The following is a 22,994-nucleotide window of genomic DNA, read 5'->3' on the forward strand; positions in this document are numbered from 1 at the left end:
ATTCCCGCCAACGGCGGCGCCAAGCGGCCCTGAAAAGGGAAGCAAGGGCGATGCCTGAGCAAGTCAAATGGGCCGATTCGAATGGCACCAAGTCAGGGGGTGACGATGGTGTCTATCTGTTGTTGCCACAGCTCGTACCGCTCCGGCGTGACGAAACGCTTCAGCTCCTGCCCGAGCGCCGCCAGTGCCGCGAGCACCTCCTCGCCCTCGTCCCGAAACAGCTGAATGGCTCCATTTTCCGGGTCCAGCGCCAGGGCGTCGGCCAGCGCCTGTTTGGCCAGATCCAGCTGGTTCACCGACAGATAGGCCTTGGCCAGCAGTACCTGCAGCTCCATGGCCCGCAATACCTGGCCATTTTCGATGGAATCTTCGATCAGCGCTTTCAACACCACCGCGGCCTTGACCACATCGCCCTCGGCCAGGGTCAGGCGCACTTCAGCGACCCCGGTCCACTCTTCGATATCCGACCGGGTCCAGTCCGGGAGCCGGGGCAGGGTTTCCCGATGGCGCCGCCAATCGTCGAAGGCGGTCCTGGCCCGCAACGGTTCGCCCAGCGCCAGCAGCAGCCGCACCCGCTCGTGCACGATACAGGCGTGCAGGCGCGTCCAGTCGCGCGACTCCGCCAGCGCCTGCATCTCGTCCAGATAGTCGAGGGCGCCCCGGGTGTCGCCGGCGCCGTGCAGCAGCCGCGCGCGCACGCACGACACAGCAATGACCATGTCGACGGGCGCATAGACCCGCAGCGCTTCAAGGCCGCACTGGAACAGGGTTTCGGCCCGCTGTAGTTCTCCCCGCTGGTAGCAGAGAAGCCCGCTCATCGACTCCAGCAGGACCACTCCCTCGGAGTTGGGCATCACGTGGCGCAGGATATTGCCCAGTTGCTGCTCCACATACCCGGTGCCCTCCTTGAGCCGGGCGCCGGCGAGATAGACGAGCGCGGCGAGGCAGGCGGCCCAAGCCTGGTTGTAGACCTGCTTCGGAACCGTGGGAACCGCCAGCACTCCCCGGACTATTTCCAGCACCTGCGCGTACTCCCGCCGGACGTAGTGCAACATACCCGGCAGCAGCCTGAAGCAGTCGCGGAGATATACGGGCTCTCGGGGACAGCGGGGCAGCCAGGTGTCCGTCAGTTGCGCCGCTTTTTCCAGTTGGTCGTCGTAGGCGTACAGGTTCGCCTCGATGCACTGGACCTCCACCCACTGTGCCGGCTCGAGGATATGCCTGCGGCTCTTGAGCTGTTCCAGCAGCCGCCGCGCCAGAGACAACCGGTTGCAGAACACCTGCAGCCAGGCCAGTTGGATCAGCGTCCCCTGGCTCTCCCGCAGCAGCGCCTCCGGCAGGCGCCGGACCAGGCTGAAGAACCGGGACACGTAACCCTGGACCAGGAGGCTGATCCCCTGCTCATCGAGCAGCTCCAGCGCACGGCCTTCATCGCCGGCGCTGATGGAATGCTGTATGGCCTCCGCCATCAATCCGTGTTCCTCAAACCAGGCGCCGGCCCGGCGGTGCAGCTCCACCAGTTCCTCCGCGCGCACGGACTCCAGTTGCCGCTGAAGGGCATTCCGGAACAGGGGATGCAACCGGTACCAGTCGCCGCTCTCGTCCAGGCTCTGCACCGGAAGGCGGGAATCCCGCAGCCGCGCCAACTCGAAACTGTGTTCCCGGTCGCCGGTGACAGCCAGGCACAGAGGCGCACAGAAGTGGTCGAGTATGGAGATATGGCGCAAAAAACCGGCCAGGGTTCCGGGCATCTGCGCCACCACCTCCTCGGCGAGAAAGTCGGCCACGGACCCGCCGTTAGCGGACAGGGCGCTGACAAGGCGGCCGCGGTCGGCGGAGCCCTGCATGGACAGGGCGGCCAGTTGCAACAGGGCCGCCCAGCCGCCGGTGCGCTCGCACAACAGCGTCATCTCCTCGCCGCTCACCTGCAAATGGTTGACGTCGCACAGCAGGGCCCGCGTTTCCTCCCTGTCGAAAACCAGGTCGTCGTTGTCGAGCAACAGCAGGTCGCCGCCCTCGCTGTATCGCGACAGGAGGACCGGCGGCATGTCGCGCGAGCCGATAAAAAGGTAGAGATGGCCGGGCAGGTACAGCAACAGGGCCTGCAGCGCCTCGTGCACCGCGGGGTTGTGGATGTGGTGGTAATCGTCGAGAAACAGCGCGTACTGCTGAGAGGGATCCAGAAATCCGAGCAGCCAGGTAATCAGGTACCGGCCGCTGAATTCGCCGCCCTCCGCCAGGCGGCGCTCAACCAGCTCCCCGGTGATCGCCGGGTTGAACTGATTGAAGGCCGCGCCCAGGCAGTCGAAGAAAAGGCCCTCTTCATTGTCCTCTTCATCCAGGGTCAGCCAGGTGGTGGCCAGCCCCCGGCCGCACAGCCGCTGCCGGCACTGCGCGAGAAAGGTGGACTTGCCGTACCCGGCCGGCGCGGCCACCAGGCACAGGTGCGCCGCGGGAAGCTGTTCGCCGCAGGCCCGCCGCAGCAGCCGCTCGCGCGGCACGCTGTCCTCCGCCAGGTGCGGAGGCGTCAGGCCCAGGGGGTTCATGGGCGTGGAACCGAATCTGTACTCGCTGCCAGCGGACATCAGGCACTCCATTTGACCTGTCATCCAGTATAGGCAAGGGGAAAATCATGACGCGAGAAGAGCGGCCCCGCCGGGGAGACTCCCAGGCAAAAGACTTGCGCGCCATCATAAAGTCCACGGTTTTTGCGGCATGGCCCTAGTGGGCCGTGCGTAAAGTTGTGTAACAAAGGAGCACAGCCAAAACGTCCAGATCAAGGCGAGAAAGCGCTGGAATAGTGGTTCTATTTCGAGCTTTCTCAACGCAGAGCTGGGCGTTTTGGCGCAGCGAACTGTTACAGAACTTTGCGCACGGCCCACTAACCGCCTATGCAGCTATGGCAGCTGTCAGGCTGTACAGGCCACAATAATCAGCAACCACCCGCAGAGCGGGTGGTATGGTGAAAGCCCCCAGAGGGGGCTATGTCACAGCCCCGCCAACCTCATCTGCTCCTGGCGGCACTCTTCACTTTCCTGATTCTTGATGTACTCTCGAATCATCTGTTCATCTAAGCCAACGGTGCTTACGCAGTATCCCCTAGCCCAGAAATGTCTACCGGTGAAATTTCTCTTCACCTGCAGGTGTTCACGAAATATTCGTATCGCCGACTTCCCCTTCAGAAGCCCTACCGTATTAGCCACGCTGAACTTCGGTGGAATCATCAACAGCATGTGGATGTGATCCCTCATCGCGTAACCCTCTACCAGCTCAACACCCGCCTGGCGGCAAAGATCACGGAATATCGAGCCGATCTCTCTGCGTAAAGTCCCAAATATCGCCTTTTTCCGGTATTTGGGGACAAATACGATGTGATACCTGCAATAATGTTTGACGTGAGCTTGGCTCTGCCAATCTCTCATATGGCCTCCTATTAGAACTTGCCGGTTCTTGGGAGGCCATATTCTCTACCCTGCACGCCTGAACGGCAGAGCCCTGTCGAGTCTCACCGCCAGAGGCGGTGGTTTACCTATGTGTTAATTATTAGAGGTGTCAAAGAAAGTTCACCCCTCCCGCGGAAACGCCGCCAGCGGATGCGTAGTGGTGATGGCCATATGTACGCGTTCGCCGGGTTCGGCCCGGACTTCGTGGCTGACCCGTACTTTCAGCTTCGCGCCGCCGTCGATATCGACGGCATAGAGTCGGGAACAGCCCTCGTAGCGCACCCAGTCGATCGCACCGTTGCCCGCTTCCAGCGGCGTCAGCGACAAGTCGTCCGGTCGCAGCAGCAGATCCACATCGCCGTTGGCACCGTCGACGGGAATACCCGGTGCCGGCCCCAGCGCCGTCGACACCTGATCCCCCTCCAGGCGGCCCGGCAGGAAGCTGGCCTCGCCGAGAAAGCGGGCCACGAAGCGGCTGGCCGGCTCGGCAAAACACATCTCCGGCGTATCCAGCTGTTCCAGCCTGCCGCGGTTGAGAATCCCCACACGGTCGCCCACCGACAGGGCCTCTTCCTGATCGTGGGTCACCCAGATGGCCGGTACGCCGGCGGCTTTCAGGGCGTAGCGGATTTCCCAGCGCAGGCTGTCCTTGAGGGCGGCATCCAGGTTCGAGAGGGGCTCGTCCAGCAGGATGAAGGCCGGCTCGTGGGCCAGGGTCCGGGCCAGCGCGACCCGCTGTTTCTGGCCGCCGGAGAGGCGCCCGGGTTTGGCGTGACGGAAATCGTCCAGTCCCAGCAGTTTCAGCCAGTGATCCGCCAGCGACGTATCCGTCAGGCGGAAACACACATTCTGCTCCACGGTGAGGTGCGGAAACAGCGCAAAGTCCTGGAACACCATGCCCACATTGCGCTTCTCCGGCGGCACCCTTCTGCCCGGTGTCGACTGCCAGGCACCCAGTTGAATCTCGCCTCCGGAAATCGGGATCAGGCCGGCCAGCGCCTGCAGGATGGTGGTTTTGCCACAACCGGTGGGGCCCACCAGCATCAGGACCTCGTCGTCCGCGAGCGCCAGGTCCAGGTTCTCCACCACGCGGGTGGAACCGTAATTCACGGACAGATTGCTAACCTTCAGCATCAACTTTGGGGATTCTCTGTAACATCGAATTCGGCCCGGCGTTCGCCGGACAACATCAGGGCCAGTCCCAGCGCCGACATCAGTACCAGCAGCAGGCCGGGAATGGCCGCGCGGCCAAAATACCCCGCTTCGTACACGCGCCACAAGTAGGTGGCCAGGGTTTCAAAGCCGGTGGGACCCAACAGCAGCGTCGCCGGCAATTCGCGCATGGCTTCCAGGAACACCAGTGCCCCACCGGCCACCATGCCGCGCAGCGTCAGCGGCAGAGTCACACGCCGGAAGGCCTCTCCCGGGCTGGCCCCGAGCAGGCGCGCCGCCTTCACCAGGCCGGGGTCCAGCCCCTCGGCCGTGGAGCGCACCGAGCCCACTGCCAGTGGCAGAAAGCGCAGCACATAGGCTAGCACCAGCAGGCCCAGCGTCTGGTAGAGAAACGGCAATTGCAGGCCCACATAGACCAGGGCCGTGCCCATCACGATACCGGGCACACCGAAGCCGAAATAGGTCACCCGCTCCATCAGTCGCCCCGCCCTGCCGGCAATGGCGGCGTGGGCCACCGGTACTGCCAGCACCACGGCGGCCAGTGCCGCCAGGAAGGAGGCGTGAACGGAATTCCAGGCATAGCGGAATTCAAAACCGCCGGTGCCCTCGCGCAGTAGCCAGATCCCGAACACCAGCAGCGGCAGGACAATCGCCAGCAGGGTCACCGGTGCCACTGCCAGCAGCATGGCCAGTCTCTGTCCGGCGCCGGGCCAGAGTGTCAGGTGACGGCCGGGCTTTTCGGCATTGCCGCGCACGCGGGATTCCAGGAACAGCACAAGGCCCACAATCACCAGCAGTTGCAGCGACAACATGGCCGCCTGGCTGAGACCGAAGGCGTTGTACTCCACAAAAATGACGCGGGTGAAGGTATCCAGGCGCATGATCGCCGGGGTACCGAAATCCGACAGCGTATACAGGGCCACCAGCAGGCCGCCGGCGGTGATACCGGTGATCGCGCGCGGCAACACCACCCGCCAGAGACTGGCGCCGAGTGTCATGCCCAGGGTACGGGCGGCATTCACCAGGCTGGCGTCCAGGCTCAACAGCGAGGCCCGGGTGGTCAGCATCACGAAGGGATAGGAATAGAGCGTCATCACCAGGGTGGCGCCGGCCAGCCCGTCCACGGACGGCGTCGGCAACCCCGACAGGTTCTCGATCTCGCCCCCGGGACCAAAGGCGGCGTAGAGGGTAAAGGCACCGATATAGCTGGGTATGGCCAGCGGCGCCGCCAGCAGGATCAGCCACAGCTTGCGCCAGGGCAGTTGCACGTAGGCGGTGATCACCGCCAGCGGCACACCGATCACTATCGAGCCCGCCACCGTCAACACCATCAACAGCAATGTATTGGTGAGTACCCGGAGGTTGTGGGCGTCAAACAGCTGCGCGCTGTCGGAAGCCAATCCGAACAGCACTCCCACCGGCACCAGCGCCAGCAGCGCAATGATCAGAGCCAGGGGGTAGGAGCCGGGCCAGCGGGCAAGGGGCCAGCGGCTCATAGCACTCCGACACTGCGCATCAGGTCGAGCGTCGGGCGGAGATCGGCCAGGCGGGTCAGGTCCACTTCCGGCGGCGAAATCCTGTCCAGCGGCGGCAGCCCCTGCGGCGCCGCCACGCCCTCGACCAGCGGAATCTCGTAGGCTTCCGAGGCCAGGTAGGATTGCACTTCGCGGCTCAGCAGGTAGCGAATGAAGTTGACCGGCAGATCCCCTTCGCTCAACGCCAGGATCCCGGAGGCGTTCACCAGGCAGCCGGCGTCATCGTTGCTGAACGCCAGGTCGACACTGGCATCGGGCTTGCCGGATTTCAGTCGCAGGGTGTAGTAGTGATTGGCAAAGCCCAGGTCCACTTCGCCCCGCTCGACTCCCATCACCACACCCAGCTCGCCGGCGTAGCTTTTGGCGCGCTCACTGACACCTCGCAACCAGTCGGCGGTGGCCTTGTCCCCTTCCACCAGGCGCATGGCGGTAACGAATGACTGGAACGAGGCGTAGGCCGGCGCCCAGCCGATGGAGAGGTCGCTATCCGCCAGTGCCATGACACTGTCGGGGATCTGTTCGGGCGTCAGCCGCTCGGTGTTGTACGGCAGGGTGCGGATACGCCCGGTAACCGGCGCCCACTGCGGGTACTGGAAACCGGTTTTGAGCTGCCCGGTGAGATCCGCCGGCAACGGCCGGGCGAGGCCCGCATCCGAGACCAGGCCGATTGCGCCCGAATCCACCGCCCAGAAGATATCCGCCCGGCGCACACCGGCCTCGGCTTCGGCGACGATGGTGTTGGCCAGGGCGGCAGTGGAGCCGCGCCGCACCTCCAGGTTCAACCCGGGATTGCGCTTGCGGATGGCCTCGAGGACGTTTTCGTAGAGACCGCCCTCACCGCGCCCCAGGTAGAGGGTGATATCGCCCTCGAGCGGCGGCAACTGCTCCACCGAGATGGCGCCGTCGGCACCGGCAGCCGCCAGGCTGCGGCCGACCGACAGCGGCAGGCCGCCGAGCGCGCCGGCCGCCGCCAGGGTCTGTATAAAAGTTCTGCGCTGCACTTGATGCCCCTACTGCCTCAGAAAACATCCTTGCGGTCTTTTTCGGCTTCCACCAGCAGGGTCTTGGCCCTGTCCAGCTTGGCCTGCATGGCTTTCACCACATTGCGCACATCGTCGACCGACGCATCGCCTTTCAGTGCCTGCGGCAGGGTCACGTTGAAGTCTTTCTCCAGATCTTCCACCAGCGCGGCGTCCTGCTCGATCAGGGCCCCTTCAACGCCTTCGAAACGCTGCAGGTAGGTATCGTGGACGATGGTGGTGGCGGCTTCCGGCAGCTTCTCGGCGTACTTGGCCACCACACGGTCCAGGCGATGCTTGATATCTTCCAGGGTTTCCGGGGCGGTGGTCGGTTCCGTTTCGGTGGTCTGCACCTCGGCCAGCAGGCCTTTCTCCTGATACTGGGCCGCCAGCTTCACGGCACCCAGCGCCTGCCACAGTGTCCGGTCCAGCTCGGCCTGCTCTTCACGCACCTGCTCTAGCGGTGCGCCGTTATCAATGGCCTGCTTGACCCCGTAAATCCCCTGCCAGATATTGGCGTAGGTGGGTACGTGGTTGGTTTCAATGGCCAGATGGAAGTCCACCTCTTCCCAGTACTCCGCCAGCGCGTCTGAATCCGTCGCCTTCTGGCCCTGTTCCTCATAGGTATCGACAACACCGTCAAATTTGGTGACCAGCCACTCCACTTCTTCCGAATACTGGTCCAGGTGCCCCTTCAGATCGTTGACGTGGTCGCCGACGGCACCGTGGGCCAAAACCTGCCCCGCCGCCAGCAGGGCAAACAGGCCGAATACCAGCTTCCGCATTTGTGGTAAAGATTGCATAGGAACTCCCCTCCGTGAATTGGCCAGAAATGATACTCATTATCAAAGACAAGATAAAGCGCCATCCGGCAAAACGCATCGATAATGCGACAATTTGCGCCGCGGTTCCATCTGCCCAACAGACACGGCTTCGGGCGGGCCATCCTCCTTGCAACGGGATCTGATCGCCCCAACCGTCGGTCCCGCAGGCCAGGATCAGTGCACACCCCGGGCGATTCTGGATTGCAGAGCCCCCCTTTACAATGCTCTCATGGCGTCTCGATAAAAATAGCGATCAAACCGCGACGGGCTTGCCCATTCATAACCTTGGAACTCGAGATTGGAACAGGTGTTGTCCTGAGCATCCCAGAAAACCGATTACAGATCCGCCATTGCCGAGACAGGTGCGGAGCCGGTTGACAGTTTATCGCCCGCAAACACACTGAAACAGGAGCGCCTTCATGTTCATGCGACTACTCCAGCAACCACTCATCGCGGCAACCGCTTTCCTCATTGCCAGCACCGCCTTCGCTGAGTGCGATAAGCCCCAACCGCCGGAAATCCCCGATGGCAACAAGGCCAGTAAAGAAGCCATGGTGCAGGGTCAACAGGCCGTCAAGCAGTACATGGAGGAGGGCGACCAGTATCTCAAATGCCTGGAGCAGGAAAACCAGGCGGCAATGGCGGCAGCGAAGGAATCCGGCGTCGAGCCGGAAAGCGAGGAAGCCAAGCAACTACAGGCCAAGGTCGAAGCGCGGTTGGAAGAGCACAATACCGCCGTTGATTCCATGCACGAAATCGGCGATCAATTCAATCAGGAAGTGAGAAATTTCAAGGCTGCCAACCAGTAAAGGCAGGAGTCAGGATGCTACCCCCGGCCACGGACAGGGCCGACAGTTCCACCCCACTGGCGCCACCGAAGATTCCGCGCCCTTTCTCAACCTTGTGCGGGCGCGCGTCGTGAAGGATGGAACAATCCACAAGTGGCTCCCTCGCCCCGGCTGCTCAATTTTGAAGCCACCACGCCTTTTTCTACTGCGGATCCGCAGTCTTTCCCGCCCAACCGGCAAACCGCCCCGGAGAGTTATCCGCAATCTCGCGCGCCGTCCGCTCCAGCGTCAGCGTCAGGCGTTCAAGCAACCCCTCGATGATCACCGTCTGCCGGCCGGGTTCCCCAGCGTCGTGAATCGCCTCCAGGAGCCGCCCGCTGACTTCCCGAAAACGGGGATACAGTTCGCCGCGGGAACTTTTGAGGTAGGTTTCCGATAGCACTTCCTGCCACTCCCCCAGCCACCGATCGACGGCCGGCGAGCGATGATTCCGGATCAGCCGGCGCAACCGGACAGATACGTGTCCCAGGTTGAGGCCGGTGAACCCCAGGTCGGTCATATGCCTGGTACCGGAGCCACCGGCCAAATCGTAGTTGGCCAGCCGCAGCAGCCGCTCCCCCATCCGGCCATTGAACCAATCCTCCGGCTGTTCGCGACTCCCCAGATCCTTGAGATCGCGGGCAGTCGAGTGAATCAGGCGCCGCTGCAGCAGTTGGCTGTCAGGAGGTGAAAGCAGCCTGAACACCCAGAACAGGATACCGATGCCGACGAACAGCCCCAGCGCCGTGCTGGCCGCCGCAGCCGCATCAAGGATGATGTTGTTGCCAGGCTGCGTGATGATGGTAAACGAAACGGAAAAGCCCAGCCCGTAAGGAAGGGTCGGCTGGCTGGCGAGCATCAGCAGGCCGACAAAATACGGCCCCGCCAGAACCAGTACCAGGACCTCGAAATCACCGCTGCCCCGGGACAGCAGCCCCAGCCCGAAGATCAGTGCCACCGGGATGGCGACCACCACCCCGACCAGCAGGCGCGGCAGTATCGACGACAGCGCCAGCATCGAGAAGCGCGCGAACATGACCGAGAAGACCACCGGCAGAATCATCAACATGGTGGCCGCGGGACTGGCCGTCTGGATCCAGACGAAGGCCCCGATCGCAAAGACCGCCGCCGTACGGAAACCGTTGACCGCACCGATCAGCGGATCGCGATGGGTTTTCAGGCTCGGCGCATTGAGCAGGGTCCGGTCCCGGTGCTGCAAGGCGTTATAAGCCCGCAGAACAACCACCAGGTCCGCCACCATTTCCACCGCCGTCTGGCTCAGTCGGGATACAATGGCCGACTCACCTTCCCAGTCGGCACACAGCGCCGCCAATTCCCGGCGCAACCCCTGTGCCAGTCGATAGGACTCCCCATAACCGTCCGCCTCCGCAATCCCGCGGAGCCGCCGGCGCAGTATTGCCAACAGTCCGGCGAATGCCGGCGAAACCTGCTCCGCGTGTTCGCGACGGAAACGGCCGAGAATCTGTACCACCGCTAGCAACGACAGAATACGGTTGCACAACAGGCTCGCCGCCCGCCCCCTGCCCGGCCCCTCGGGCCCCTCGTAAACAGCGGCACTGGAATCGTCACTGACGACCACCAGGGTTTCCAGGATCGAATCCGTGCACTCCCGGCGCTGTGCGCGGGAGCTGCCGGGATCCAGTTCCAGTGCCAGATACTCCAGGGTCCGATTGATGGCGGTGCGGGCGTGAAAGCGCAGGTTGTCCTTTACTGTCACCGGCCACACCAGTTGGCTGACCAGCATGGCACAGACCGCCCCGATACTGATCTCACTGATCCGCGCGCGAGCGACGGCAAAGATGGCCTCGCTGTCCACCGTACTCGCATCGACCATTACCACGATAACCACCAGACCGGCAGTCATCCCCGCCATGGCAAATGCGTAGATATAGTTGATGTTGTGAACCATGGAAGCGGCGGCGGAGTTGAAGCCGATCCACACCGTCAGGCACCCCAGCGCCAGTAGCGGATAATCGGACAGGAACGCCAGGATCAGGATCCCGACAGCGCCACCGGCGACCGAACCGAAGATCTGGCACAGCGCCTTTTCGATCACCAGGCCGCTTTCCGGGCGTATCTGCAGGAACATTGCGGATATCAGTGCCCAGTAGGGGCGTTCCAACTGCAGGTACATGGCGACATACAACGCCAGGGCCATGGCGAGAACGCCCTTGCAGGCGAAAATGACCGAGCGCCGGTCGGGCATCAGCAACTGGGCGAGTACGGGAGGCAGCGTCATGGCCAGCCCCTACTCTTGGTCGAGGTAAATCGACACGGTCATGCCCGCGCTGATATTCACATCGTCGGGCAGCGGGTCCAGCGCTATATCCACCGGTATACGCTGTGCCAGCCGCACCCAGTTGAAAACCTGCTGGACCTCCGGCAACAACTGGCTGTTGCCGTTGGTGTTGCTGTCGGCAATGCCCCCGGCGATGCTGACCACCCTGCCGGTCAACCTGCGGTCGCTCCCCATCAGCCGGATACGGGCTGTCTGCCCCACGTGCACGAGCTGCAATTTGGTCTCCTCGAAATAACCGGTGACATAAAAGGAACCGGTCTCGATCAGGGACAGGACCGGGGAACCGCGCGTGACGTAGTTGCCCTCGCGCAATGTCAGGTTGCTGACGATGCCGCTCTTGGGCGCTACCACCTGCGCGCGCTGCAGATCGACACGGGCCGCCTCCAACTGCGCCCGGGCCAGGTCGTAATCGGCCTTCGCGGCCTCCGCCCGGATACGATAGACATCGATATCCTCCTCGCTGGCGGCCTCGCGCCCGGACAGGCGCCGATCCTGGCGTTTGGCCAGCTCCCAGGCCACCCGCTTCTGCTCTACCCGTGCTTCGGCTTCAGCGACTTCCGGCCTGAAACGGGCATCATCAATGGCAAACAGCAGGTCACCCTTTTCCACCCGCTGGTGGTTCTCGACCGCCAGCCGGGTCACCCAGCCGGACACACCCGGCGCAATGATGATGACGTCGGCGCGAACCCGGCCGTCGCGCGTCCACGGCGAATACAGGTAGTAATTCCAGACCCAGGTACCGGCTGCGATGGCCGCGGCCACAACCGCCAGGGTGATCCCGATACGCAACAGCTTTTCCATGGGTCAGATCCAGCTCCCGAACAGATATACCGCCAGCGCCAGGTAACAGACGAAAAGCCCGACATCGAACCAGGCCTCCCTCCAGATCAGTCGCCGCAGATCCAGTTGGTCCATTACCAGGCCCGAGATGAACGTCAGTACAAGGGCGATGGAGACGAATACCACCATCGGGCTGAACAGCATTCCGCCAAATCCCAGTTCATGCAGCATGGATGCTTCGCTCTCCCACAAAACACAGCCGGCGGCCGCAAAAGGGCACCGGCAATCCATGAAAGACTAGCAACTGTGTTGCGGGGAGAGGTTCGGGGAGACGCAGTCAATGGGAGATCCCGAACGGGGGCCGGGAAAGGAAATAAATGCAGTCGGTGGCCGTGAGCGCACACTATCGAAGAGGCCAATGCGGACTTTCTCGCCTCGACCACAGCCATTTCGGTCGGCGCCTATTTCGTCCCCGATTGGGATCGGGAAAACTTAAGTCAAATTGAACTAGTATTACGAATTGCTGAACAGCTGCCTCAAAAGCTCTCGGATAGCAAGGGCGTGCTCTTCAATAACAAGAGAATAGTGATTGCGAATTGCCGGGTTCGGTTGGTAATCGCCATTATCCAAGGCGGTTTGTACCGCCACCAAGGCTACCAGTTTGTCCACTTGGAGATAGAGGTCCTCCTCCAACCTGACCCGCAATGACGGCTCCTCAAACAGGCTGTCAGTCAACTGACGATGCATCCCCCTCCCCTCCTTTGATCAAATCCAAAACACTGGGGCTTCCTCCCGACCCGGATATCGCCAACAGGTCTATAGCCAGCAGAAAATTACCCACATGCGGGTTAGCTTCTATCTTATAACCCACATATGGTTAGCAATCAACTCAAATTTCGCACAGTCCTCGCCCGCCAGCTCCGAGCCAAGCGGGATGCCATGGGACTGGGCCAGCAAGAGTTTGCCAAAAAGCTGGCTATCAGCCAGTCCACACTCGCCCGTATTGAAAGTGGCCAGCAGAATGTGACGATCGATATGCTGGAGCTTATTTGTAATCGTTTAAAATGTAAGATATTCGAGCTATTGCCAGATCAATAGAGCTGGTGCTCAACGGTCAGCATATTTCCATTACCCAGGGGCAACCTGACTTCTACCACCTTCTTAACCATTTGATATAAGCACCTTCCCCAAGACCTTGCCGGATTCCAGCGCTTCGTGTGCCTCTGCAATATGATCGAGCCCCAGGTTCAGTCCAATTCTCGGCTTGTATACACCTGCCGCGAGGCACTGGTTGATATCCGTAATCGCCGTTTTCTTGGCCTCGTCGGACACGTGATAGATATAGACAAAACGCAGGACAACTCCCTGCATCATCGCTTTCAACATCGGCAGTGAAAGCTCGTCCCCGGCACCATCAACCGCGTATGCACTGACGACACCACCCTGCGCCAGACACCTCAAGTCTGTATCCAGATTGGATTTCACATTGACATCGACGATGCGTTCGACCCCGGCACCGTCCGTTGCATCTAGAATGACATCAGCGACATTTTCCTCAAACCGGTCAATGATCAAGTCTGCACCATTAGCACTGGCGACCTCCGCCTGCATTTCTCCAGCCACCGTCGTTGCCACCCAGGCACCCGCCCACTTGGCCAGCAGGATGGTCGCTGTTCCCACTACACCGGCGCCGCCGTGCACCAACACCCGGCGACCACTCAGTTCACCATCGGCGAACAAACAGCGGTGCGCAGTCAGGGCTGGAATCCCCAAGGTAGCGCCAATATCAAAGGGGACATTTTCGGGCAACGGCACCGCTTGCAGGGACGGGACCACGACATATTCAGCTGCCGTACCATTGGCCCCGCCATATTGCGCCTCGTAGATCCATACACGCTCTCCGATCCGCTCCGCGGATACCTGCTCACCTACCGCATCGATGACACCAGCCCCATCCTGATGGGGAATAATTCGAGGAAAGGCCATGGATGAAGAGAATCCTGTGCGCGCCTTGATATCCGTTGGATTCAGGCCTGAAACATAAACCCGGACCCGAACTTCCCCGGGCCCGGGCTCGGACACCGGTATTTCCCCCAAGACCAACACATCTCGCGCCTCTCCCTGACGTTCGTAATAAACCGCTTTCATAAAAGCCTCCAGGCTGTTTCACGATTGGCCCATCTCGGCCAATCTTTACCCGCTCAGGATCAAAGAAAGGGATACTTTTGACAAGTAGGCACAAGAATGATATCTAAGGATATTAACTATACTATAGGCCAAGCAATGAGTGCGCCACGCAAGCAATATATCTGTGCCGTCGAGGCCACCGTCGATGTCATGGGCGGCAAGTGGAAACCGCTGATCATTCACTATCTGCTTGGAGGAACCAAAAGGTTTGGCGAACTGCGAAAACTGATAGGCGGCGTCACCCAGCGCTCCCTGACGCTACAGCTGCGCCAACTTGAAGCCGATGGCATCGTCAACCGGGAAGTCTTTCCGGAAGTGCCTCCCCGGGTCGAATACTCCCTGACCGCTTTCGGAACAACGCTCGCCCCGATACTCGAAGCGATGAAACAATGGGGAGAAAATCACATCGCCAACCAGCCGCGCTAGCACGGCCGTGCGTGATACGAGATTTCCCTGATATCAGGGAACGCAGCCATGCCTTACCTGATCAGCAAGTATGGAGCGCCATGTTCGAATGGATTTCACATAGCCTGCGGGCAGATTCTCAGGTAGCTCGTCAATCGCGAACGTTGCGATTCTCTGGTGTTCATGACTGACCAGTGGCTTGAATTTCCCTGACAGATGACAACCATAGGTAGCAATGAACACATGTCTGGCCGGGATCACTTCGAACAGATAAGTGTCGATAATAACCTTTACATCAACATCCACACTGCACTCTTCCCTGAATTCCCTTGCCAGGCAGTATTCAGGATCCTCTCCAACCTCTATACGCCCACCCGGCAGCTCCCATTCATGACGGGAATTAAGTGCCAGTACCACCTCCTCCGATGGCAACAGCAACACCCCCTTAATCGATACAGGAAACATACACCACCTTTAAGTAACCAGATGGAAAATGGCTATCCAGAGCAAATGCAAGGACACACGGATTCAACTTCGGGCAGCCAGGTACTTTATGCAATCCTCTGGCTACGTAATAGACGGCTGAGCGGACCTAGTGGGCCGTGCGAAAAGTTCTGTAACAGTTCGCTGCGCCAAAACGCCCAACTCTGCGTTGAGAAAGCTCGAAATAGAACCACTATCCCGGCGCTTTCTCGCCTTGATCTGGACGCTTTGGCTGTGCTCCTTTGTTACACAACTTTACGCACGGCCCACTAGCGGATCTCCGTATGAACGACCCGGATGCGCAGAGAACTGCCGTTCCCCAGTCACAGACCGAGGGAAACACAGAGGGGTATGGTCGACCCATAGGCCACCACCTAATCCTACTTTGCAGATAAGTTTGAGAGTACGCCCTCTCAACTCAACCTCAACCTCAACCTCAACCTCAACCATGAGCATTTAAAGAGCCATATAACGGCCTTGTGGATCATAAATTACTCATGAACTTGGTATCTTGCCCAAGTTGGCCCATAATGAGCATTTAAAAGCCCACAAACCCCCTTGTGGGTCTTAAATTACTCAAATCAACGGGATGGCGATGAAACGGGCACGCAGCTACTCTCGCGTCACAAAGCAGGCGCTCTCGATCCTCGGCAAGCTAATCAAGGCCGGCCGTTTGGAGCGCAAACTTACGGCTACCGAACTGTCTGAACGCGCAGGCATCACCCGCAAGACCCTCCGCAATATCGAAAACGGCGAAGCCGGTTCTGAGATCGGCATCGTCTTCGAGGTTGCCGCACTTGTCGGCGTCCGTCTGTTCGATTTCGACGACCGGACACTTGCGATGCACAACGCCCGCCTCGAAGAAAAACTGACGCTGCTGCCTAAGAGCGTTCGCCATGGTAGGCAGGAGGTCGATGATGACTTCTAAGTTTACGCAGCACAAAGAGGCCTATGTCTGGATTTGGCTGCCGGGAGAAACGCAACCCGTCGTTGCCGGTCGCATCACACAGAACGGGGATACCTACGACTTCAACTATGGTGCCAGCTATCTGCGCCGCGATGGCGCAATCCCGATCTACGACCCCGAACTTCCGCTCCGCCGCGGCCTGATCGAACCGGCCGCCGGCCTGTCAATGGCCAGTTGCATTCGTGACGGCTCGCCCGACGCTTGGGGCCGCAGGGTTATCATCAACCATCTGGTGGGTGCCAAGGCCGCCGAGACCGAAGCCAGCGACATCACCGAGCTCACCTATTTACTTGAGTCGGGATCGGACCGGATCGGTGCACTCGATTTTCAGCATTCCGCCACGGAATACGTTCCCCGCCTCAAGGCAGAAGCGTCCTATGAGGAATTGCTGGAAGCGGCCGAACGGATCGAGAAAGGCGTCCCGCTGACGCCAGCTCTCGACCAGGCTTTGAACCACGGCACGTCGATCGGCGGCGCCCGTCCGAAAGCCCTGGTCGACAACGGCGATCACAAAATGATCGCCAAGTTCTCGTCGAGCACGGACATTTACAGCGTCGTGAAGGCGGAATTTATCGCCATGAAGCTCGCGGCTGTGTGTGACCTCAATGTTGCCCCTGTCTCGATGATCGCGGCTGCCGGCAAGGACGTGCTGCTCATCGAACGCTTTGATCGCATCAAATCAGAGGCTGGCTGGCAGCACAGAGCGATGGTTTCAGCTCTGACGATGCTCGGTCTTGACGAAATGATGGCGCGCTATGCTTCTTATGAGGACCTTGCCGAGATCATCCGTCACCGCTTCACCGAGCCAAAGGAAACGCTGCGAGAACTCTACGGACGGATCGTTTTCAATATCCTGTGCGGCAACACGGACGACCATGCCCGCAACCATGCCGCCTTCTGGGACGGCGAGATGCTCACCTTGACCCCCGCCTATGACATCTGCCCGCAGGGGAGAACCGGCAACGAGGCGACACAGGCAATGCTGATCAAGGGTGAAAACCGTATGAGCACGCTGCATAGCTGCCTCGCGGCCGCTCCTGATTTCCTGCTCAATGACCAGGAAGCCGAGGTCATCATTGAGGACCAATTCGCAACGATTGCCAGTGAATGGAACAGGCTCTGCGAGGAGGCCAAGTTGACCGAGACCGACCGAAAGCTCTTTGCCGGCCGGCAGTTTTTGAACAGCTATTGCGTCGAAGGCCTTGGGGCCGAATATAGCGAGCTACGTGAAGGGTTTGAGGCCGCTCGCGCGCAGCTGCTCGGCTAAAAAGGCGGCACGGCGAATTTTGGAGACCCAAATTCACTATGCCACTACAGCCACTACATACCAACATTAATGTCATGAAAAAAAAGTGCTTGGAGCAGCCACAAAGTGCCTGACAATACCAGACAGAAAAACCAAAAAAAGCCCGTAATTACACGGGCTTAGGCAGGATTTTGTGCTATTGACTGCCAGTCAGTGCCAGACAGGGAATTATTCCCACTCAATCATCAACAAGGGGTCTAACCCATTGAAGGTAAAGGATTTAAAAATGGCTGACAGTGAGCTTTACCGTCGCGTTTACCGTCAGAATCGCCAGCTCTTTGTTCCCGCGGGTGACGCAGCGATTTTTCCGGCGGCGGTGTTTCTCACACCATCATCAACCAGGTGACATATTAGCAGAGTTGCAAATGAGCGCGCGACCGCTTAAATCCCAGTTGAATCAAATAGTTTCATCCGTCGTTACGTGAGAGACAATTACCGTCGCAAAAATCCACGCTCGATTGGGTCGCCATCTCTTCAAATCATCCAACAACAAGGATCATTTGGTGTATACCGCGGCAACTTGTAGTGGGCTTGGATGGTGTTTCCGGCAGCACCCCCTACTGTCCAAAACCCACCTCCTTCATTCGCCTTATCCAGACATGGAAGCTTATGGGATGTGCTGATGTCGTAGCTATATATCAAAACTCATCGTCGGAAGGGTCGTAGTCCGACAAGTCATCCGCAATACGCGAGAACCTCTCGCCCTCTTCTCTATAAGACTGTATAGCGCCGACAACTGCTCTGTCACCCTTGACGACAGCGTCAACCAGGTCCTTGAGATAAGCTGTCGTTTTCGCAGTGGCGCCGAGGTAGCCGGCACGGATAAGGTCGAGAAATGGTCCCTGCCGCAAATAGCGCCCTGCAAGGCTCTCAAAGCTCACGCGGATAGCCCCACGCGGCCCTTTACATGACGGGTCAGCCCGCAGCCGTTCGAAGTGATCGATCGGCAAAACGATCCCAGCATTACCAAGTGCGCCGTCGCGCTTAACGAATTTGAGATAGAAGACCTGCGGGTTCAGACGATACTCGTAAGCGCCGGCCGGGTGTTCCTGGCTGAACTTACGCATCCGTTCTATCTCGGAGTCAAGATTTGCATCCGGTCGGTAAATCCAGTCGGTTTCATCGTCCTTGCGCCTATCGGGCTCAAGCATCTTGTATTGGACCGTGACGATATTCTGTCGCGTCGTGTTGACATAGATGAGATCGACACCGAAGACCTTTTCTAACGGCCGGCGATTGGCTGTAAAGATTTCAAGCCGTTCATGTCCCCGCTCGAATATGGCCTGGCCTGTGATATCGCTGCCAGTCAGTTCGTAGTCAGGAAAGGTGCGTGCGTCATGTTCGACGACGGAATCTTCCATAATATTGACACGAGCCAGCGCCGTATCCTGCCCTCGGACGAGTTCAACGGAATTCGCTTGATCATCGGGAGAAAGGCCGAACGCCCGCAGGGCCGTGTGCACGGCGTCTTCCTGCATTGCATCCATGCCGCGATAGTATTTAGGCGCAAACAATGACGCGACGGCTGCGCGCATTGCACCGTGATTCGACTCAATGGCTGCCAGTTGTTCGAGAAGGTGAACGCTAAGCTTGGGCGACAATGCGATTACGGACTCGCGGGTAGCCAGTCGCTTACGGAGATTACGCCCATGCGCTTTGTCAGTCACAAGCTTGATGATATCCGACTTCGACGAAGGCTTAATATGCGAGGCACGCTTGACCTTGATCCGCGATTCCAACGTCGTGACAGCGCTGCGTGAGCTGGCCAGCCCGAAGTAAATCTCGCCGCTGTCGTCGCCCCTCCCAATCACCAGACATGCCGTCGGTACGCGAACCTTCTCAAACAAATCATGCGACCGGGCGATTGTGAATTCATTGGCGCCGCGCCGTGACTCACGCAGGCGCGACCACTCCTCATCATCGAACTGAAAGACCACCAGAGGTTTCTTCTGGACGAGGCTTTTTAGATTATCGAGCCACCCATCCGCCTGCTTCTTGTCTTTCTTCGTTGAGTTCATTCACCCTCCCGGGTTCAGCACCGGGCTGGTCGAGACAATCGTCAGAGACCGAGCTCCACGAGTGAGCGCAACATACAACTCTTTCTTTGAAAGGGATGTTGCGTCAAGAACAATGGCATGATCGAATTCCAGCCCTTTAACCAGCAGTGTCGTGCCGATCAATCGGCGCCGTCCGACTGGACGGCCCTTGTGGCGAAACTCGCCGTGATATTTTTCGGCGGCTTCAGCCAGGGACAGCTCCGGATGCAATACAGCTTTGTTAAGTACACCCAAAACCCGGTAGAATAGATCGGCGCGAACGACATTAACACCGGGGGCTTGCTTCATCGCCAGTAGAAAGCCGATTATGGCGGAACTGTCGAGCGAGGCAAGACAGGCATTGGCCCAACGAGCCGCTTCGGGGTTGCGGGTGTTAGCACGGACATTCATGTGTTCACCGCGACGGGTCGCGGCCGGCAAATTCCGCGTAACGGCAGTCATGCACTGTTTGGCGAAGGCAATAACCTCTTTCAAGCGCGCCGCGTCGGTCCGCGCCCGCTCCAGCTTTCGAATAAACGAAAACAAGGCTTTACCTTCCACCTCCTCGATAGACGAGAAACGGCCTCCAAGGCTCTGCGACAACTTGTGGCACTTTGCCTTGTACTCCTGACTGCCCCGATGAATGGCAATCACGGTATGACCCCGTTCGCACTGAAAAAAACGGCATATGTTACCCTGCGACCGGATAAGCGCTTGCGGATCAGCATTGGCTGGTTTGAACGTAACAGCAGCCGGGCGGCCTGCATTCAGATCGATAGGCTGGCCCTGCTCGATACGTGTACGGACATTTTGCAGCCATGAGCCGAGATCACCGGCGCCTGCCTGAATCCAGCGATGCGGCACATCGAGCATGCCAAGACACTCAAAGTTCCCTTCAACGTCACGCGCCCAATCCACTGGATTTTGGCCTTCAAAGTCGAAGATGCCCTGCAAGGGGTCACCCAACACCCGGCTCGGTAGGTCTCGCGCCAGCTTGAGAACGATTCCGTGCTGCGCAATCGAACAGTCCTGATACTCATCAACATAGAGCCCATCATAGGATGCGCGCACAATTCTGCGGATAAATTCATGATCGATCAGGCCAGAACAGGATTCATACAGTGCGTTCCACCGCGCGTTGTTGGCGGGGCGCTCCTCGTTCCAGCCCGATGTACCTGAATACGAAAGCGAAAGTCGTAGAATCCAGCTTGCGATCGTGTCTATACGGTAAAGCCTATCACTGACACCAAGGATACGCATCTTGCGCCGTAGGGCGTTCACGCCCGCATAGGTGTGGGTCAAGATCAGTTGCCGTCCAGTGCTACGGGCCGTAGATTCAGCGATCAAGTGTGTCTTACCATATCCAGCGGGGGCAACAACATAGCCAGCCCCTTGATGCGCGGCGAGAATGGCAGACAGCTCACACATTGTCGATCCATCCCCGCAAGCTGCTGAGCTGCCGGATCAAGTCACTGTCACGGATGGTCTCGTCAGACAAATGGCCGGAAACAGCAGCCGCCCACTCGCGCCCCCAGCTTTGTCGCTTAAACCAGTCGCTGGCCTTGGCCGCCTTTCCGAGCGCGGTGCGCAATTCCGGACCGTCGGTCCATGCTACGAAGTCACGATCAAAACCTTCACCATGCTGGGTCTGCACCTGGTCAAGAAGGCGCGTATCGTCATTCCAGATAGTTCGCGCGGCTTCAAAAGATGCCGTGACAGCCGCCCACGGAAGATCCGCGAACACACGTTCCTCTATGGATAACGCGCCGTCCCATTTAACTACTGTGATGCCGATACCGCACAACGCCCCTGAATCGTCATTGGAGAATTGGTCATCCGCATCGGAGTCAACCACCACGGCTACATCGTAGCCCAGCGATTTCAGGTTCTCGGCAACCTCTCGAACCTTGCCGGCGCCACTCGCATCAAACAACGCAATCCCGCGATAGGCGAAAGACTCCTTGTCTTCAGTGGAAGTCCAGTGATCGTCCAGGCCACGAAGGAACCCCACCTCTGTAGCACCTTCACAAACGACAATCTTGGGTGCGAGAAATGCCTCCGCGCCGGAACGGATTTTACCCTGAATGGAATCCGCGATGGCCGGCGTATTCGCGGCCACTACATCGATCCGGCCACCGTCGCAATGGACGATATGCAGGTCATCAACGGTCAGTTCACGCAACACGACAGGCGAGTGAGTCGTCAGGAAATATTGCCCCGTCTCGTCATCCTTCAAATGCTCCAATAACCGGGCAATGCGATGCGGCTCAAGGCCGACTTCGACTTCGTCAAACAGGGTGACATGCGGTGAACGCAGTGCCTGTTTTTGCAGACCGGTCGTCAGCATACGTTTGGACCCGAGGCCGAGCTGACGCAAGGGCATTTCGCCATCATGCAGTGCAAGGCCCGCCATCCGCACGTTGATAGCATCGGTATCAAGGTGCGCCTTGTAGGACTCGGCTACATTGACACCCAGTGTACGGGCGGTCGTCTCAGCGGTGTCTGCTACAGCGTCAAAGCCGGTCAAATCCTCCGCCCGACGGGCCTCCAGGGCTGACTTGGCCGCCCGAGCCGCGCCTGCCAGCGATGAGGTAATGTTCTCCGTTTCGGTGAGCTGACTGAGTATCGAGCCACGCGACCAGGTAAGGTGTCGGTCGGAAACGGCGCCGATCAGGCTGACTGCCACCTTCGCCCGGTCGGTTGCCTTGAACGGTATACCTTCGTCCTCATCGTTCTTGATGACCGACCAGGACGGTTCCAGATCATCAGACACAGTGAGGCGGATGCGTAGCGCGTCTTCCAGGCCATCGCCCGGGTCATCGGTGCGGGTTCGTGTCTCGGTGTTCCAGCCGCACAGCGCATGACCATATTTTTCGAGGTCACGGAAAACGTCGGGCAGATCACCCAGGATGACTTCTATCATGATTGCGTTTGCCGGACTGCAAAGGTGGAAATCGGCGTCGTCAAACATGAGATTCCATTGCGGATGAAAAACGCGGCGCAGCGCTTCAAGGATCGTTGACTTTGTCGAATCACCCCGACCAATCAGACAGATTATTTTCGTATCGGGAACCGCCCAATCTAACTCCCGAATGCCACGGAAATTTCTTATTGAGACGTACCTTATCCGCATCATTCCCCCTTACACGGTATTCTTCGTTATATCCATTTAGTCATTTGCCCGCACAGGATGTCACGCTACCTCTACAGATATCGAAGCGGATATAAAGCAACAATTGACTATTGAACTATGATTGTCGCAGTCATCCCCTTCGCCTAATTAGATTGAGCCGTTTCCCCCTCCAACGACAGAGATTGCCAATAAAAAGGAAGAAACGGCGTACGAAAATGACGCGCAGCTAGAATCGGAAGAAAGGTCAATCCCTGCTTGCAGGCTGATATCTCCTCCGGTTTCAACGTTTTTTCCTGGACAAGTTTCATTCTATCTCTCATCTCTTCAATCGATACATCCAGACTCAAAGGGGCCTCAACAATTCCAGAGTCATACGAGACATTCTGCGTATACAATAAACCGTCCGTATCTTGATCCGGATACCAAATCTGCAACGTACAATCAGGAAAATCCGACTTCACAATTTTACGTATCAACTCGTAGCTCTCCTCTAAATTGAGAGCTGCACTCCACCCCACTCTGTCAGCCTAGTTGTCCAGTTGGCGATTTTGCCTAA

At 59.0% G+C, this 22,994-nt stretch carries 21 protein-coding genes; 5 read left to right on the plus strand and 16 right to left on the minus strand.

Annotated features, from left to right (window positions below):
• Nucleotides 1-92 precede the first annotated feature (92 nt).
• The 6 genes from OQE62_RS15985 to OQE62_RS16010 form a co-directional block, all read right to left on the minus strand.
• A complete protein-coding gene (locus tag OQE62_RS15985; protein WP_265723043.1) occupies nucleotides 93-2,585 on the minus strand; it encodes a MalT transcriptional regulator family protein in 2,493 nt (830 codons plus the stop codon).
• A gap of 402 nt (nucleotides 2,586-2,987) precedes the next feature.
• Nucleotides 2,988-3,422, minus strand: a complete 435-nt coding sequence (gene tnpA, locus OQE62_RS15990; RefSeq protein WP_265723044.1) for an IS200/IS605 family transposase — start codon at nucleotides 3,420-3,422, stop codon at nucleotides 2,988-2,990.
• A 141-nt stretch (nucleotides 3,423-3,563) separates the two neighbouring features.
• A complete protein-coding gene (locus OQE62_RS15995; protein WP_265723045.1) occupies nucleotides 3,564-4,577 on the minus strand; it encodes an ABC transporter ATP-binding protein in 1,014 nt (337 codons plus the stop codon).
• Nucleotides 4,577-6,112, minus strand: a complete 1,536-nt coding sequence (locus OQE62_RS16000) for an ABC transporter permease (protein ID WP_265723046.1) — start codon at nucleotides 6,110-6,112, stop codon at nucleotides 4,577-4,579. Before OQE62_RS16000 ends, OQE62_RS15995 begins: the two co-directional genes overlap by 1 nt.
• Entirely contained in the window at nucleotides 6,109-7,152 is a 1,044-nt protein-coding gene (locus OQE62_RS16005) for an extracellular solute-binding protein (RefSeq protein WP_265723047.1), read from the minus strand. The genes OQE62_RS16000 and OQE62_RS16005 overlap by 4 nt, the downstream gene beginning before the upstream one ends.
• A gap of 17 nt (nucleotides 7,153-7,169) precedes the next feature.
• Nucleotides 7,170-7,973, minus strand: a complete 804-nt coding sequence (locus OQE62_RS16010) for a hypothetical protein (protein WP_265723048.1) — start codon at nucleotides 7,971-7,973, stop codon at nucleotides 7,170-7,172.
• Nucleotides 7,974-8,413: 440 nt separating this feature from the next.
• On the opposite strand from OQE62_RS16010, the gene OQE62_RS16015 reads away from it, so the two are divergent.
• Nucleotides 8,414-8,803: a hypothetical protein gene (locus OQE62_RS16015; RefSeq protein ID WP_265723049.1), complete on the plus strand. Its 390-nt coding sequence runs from the start codon at nucleotides 8,414-8,416 to the stop codon at nucleotides 8,801-8,803.
• Nucleotides 8,804-8,984: 181 nt separating this feature from the next.
• Here OQE62_RS16015 and OQE62_RS16020 read toward each other — a convergent pair whose 3' ends face one another.
• The 4 genes from OQE62_RS16020 to OQE62_RS16035 form a co-directional block, all read right to left on the minus strand.
• The gene (locus OQE62_RS16020; RefSeq protein ID WP_265723050.1) at nucleotides 8,985-11,081 is read right to left on the minus strand and encodes an FUSC family protein; all 2,097 of its coding nucleotides are present in this window, start codon (nucleotides 11,079-11,081) and stop codon (nucleotides 8,985-8,987) included.
• 9 nt (nucleotides 11,082-11,090) lie between these two features.
• Complete coding sequence (locus OQE62_RS16025; RefSeq protein WP_265723051.1) at nucleotides 11,091-11,942, minus strand: efflux RND transporter periplasmic adaptor subunit; 852 nt, start codon at nucleotides 11,940-11,942, stop codon at nucleotides 11,091-11,093.
• Nucleotides 11,943-11,945: 3 nt separating this feature from the next.
• On the minus strand, nucleotides 11,946-12,152 hold the full coding sequence (locus tag OQE62_RS16030) for a DUF1656 domain-containing protein (RefSeq protein ID WP_265723052.1): 207 nt from the start codon (nucleotides 12,150-12,152) through the stop codon (nucleotides 11,946-11,948).
• Nucleotides 12,153-12,434: 282 nt separating this feature from the next.
• Nucleotides 12,435-12,668, minus strand: a complete 234-nt coding sequence (locus OQE62_RS16035; RefSeq protein WP_265723053.1) for a hypothetical protein — start codon at nucleotides 12,666-12,668, stop codon at nucleotides 12,435-12,437.
• 126 nt (nucleotides 12,669-12,794) lie between these two features.
• On the opposite strand from OQE62_RS16035, the gene OQE62_RS16040 reads away from it, so the two are divergent.
• On the plus strand, nucleotides 12,795-13,019 hold the full coding sequence (locus OQE62_RS16040; RefSeq protein WP_265723054.1) for a helix-turn-helix domain-containing protein: 225 nt from the start codon (nucleotides 12,795-12,797) through the stop codon (nucleotides 13,017-13,019).
• Nucleotides 13,020-13,082: 63 nt separating this feature from the next.
• On the opposite strand, the gene OQE62_RS16045 is transcribed toward OQE62_RS16040, so the two are convergent.
• The gene (locus tag OQE62_RS16045) at nucleotides 13,083-14,069 is read right to left on the minus strand and encodes an NADPH:quinone reductase (protein WP_265723055.1); all 987 of its coding nucleotides are present in this window, start codon (nucleotides 14,067-14,069) and stop codon (nucleotides 13,083-13,085) included.
• 135 nt (nucleotides 14,070-14,204) lie between these two features.
• Here OQE62_RS16045 and OQE62_RS16050 point away from each other — a divergent pair, with 135 nt between their 5' ends.
• Complete coding sequence (locus OQE62_RS16050) at nucleotides 14,205-14,534, plus strand: winged helix-turn-helix transcriptional regulator (RefSeq protein ID WP_265723056.1); 330 nt, start codon at nucleotides 14,205-14,207, stop codon at nucleotides 14,532-14,534.
• Between the two features lie 33 nt (nucleotides 14,535-14,567).
• Here the strand turns inward: OQE62_RS16050 and OQE62_RS16055 are convergent, their stop codons facing one another.
• Nucleotides 14,568-14,978: an NUDIX hydrolase gene (locus tag OQE62_RS16055; protein ID WP_265723057.1), complete on the minus strand. Its 411-nt coding sequence runs from the start codon at nucleotides 14,976-14,978 to the stop codon at nucleotides 14,568-14,570.
• Nucleotides 14,979-15,591: 613 nt separating this feature from the next.
• Here OQE62_RS16055 and OQE62_RS16060 point away from each other — a divergent pair.
• Together OQE62_RS16060 and OQE62_RS16065 are read left to right on the plus strand one after the other, a co-directional pair.
• The gene (locus OQE62_RS16060) at nucleotides 15,592-15,924 is read left to right on the plus strand and encodes a helix-turn-helix transcriptional regulator (RefSeq protein ID WP_265723058.1); all 333 of its coding nucleotides are present in this window, start codon (nucleotides 15,592-15,594) and stop codon (nucleotides 15,922-15,924) included.
• On the plus strand, nucleotides 15,911-17,230 hold the full coding sequence (locus OQE62_RS16065; protein WP_265723059.1) for a type II toxin-antitoxin system HipA family toxin: 1,320 nt from the start codon (nucleotides 15,911-15,913) through the stop codon (nucleotides 17,228-17,230). Before OQE62_RS16060 ends, OQE62_RS16065 begins: the two co-directional genes overlap by 14 nt.
• Nucleotides 17,231-17,907: 677 nt before the next feature.
• Here OQE62_RS16065 and OQE62_RS16070 read toward each other — a convergent pair.
• From OQE62_RS16070 to OQE62_RS16085, 4 genes are all read right to left on the minus strand, one after another.
• Nucleotides 17,908-19,287 carry a hypothetical protein gene (locus OQE62_RS16070; protein WP_265723060.1) on the minus strand — a complete coding sequence of 460 codons (1,380 nt, stop codon included), beginning with the start codon at nucleotides 19,285-19,287 and terminating at the stop codon, nucleotides 17,908-17,910.
• Nucleotides 19,288-20,607 (minus strand): UvrD-helicase domain-containing protein, encoded by a 1,320-nt coding sequence (locus OQE62_RS16075; protein ID WP_377535620.1) that lies wholly within the window; start codon nucleotides 20,605-20,607, stop codon nucleotides 19,288-19,290. It lies immediately after the preceding gene.
• 118 nt (nucleotides 20,608-20,725) lie between these two features.
• A complete protein-coding gene (locus OQE62_RS16080) occupies nucleotides 20,726-22,276 on the minus strand; it encodes an ATP-dependent nuclease (protein ID WP_265723062.1) in 1,551 nt (516 codons plus the stop codon).
• A 305-nt stretch (nucleotides 22,277-22,581) separates the two neighbouring features.
• Nucleotides 22,582-22,914 carry a hypothetical protein gene (locus tag OQE62_RS16085; protein WP_265723063.1) on the minus strand — a complete coding sequence of 111 codons (333 nt, stop codon included), beginning with the start codon at nucleotides 22,912-22,914 and terminating at the stop codon, nucleotides 22,582-22,584.
• Between the last annotated feature and the right edge of the window lie 80 nt (nucleotides 22,915-22,994).

Source organism: Microbulbifer halophilus, from assembly GCF_026183675.1.
In the GTDB taxonomy this organism is placed as follows: Bacteria; Pseudomonadota; Gammaproteobacteria; order Pseudomonadales; family Cellvibrionaceae; genus Microbulbifer; species Microbulbifer halophilus.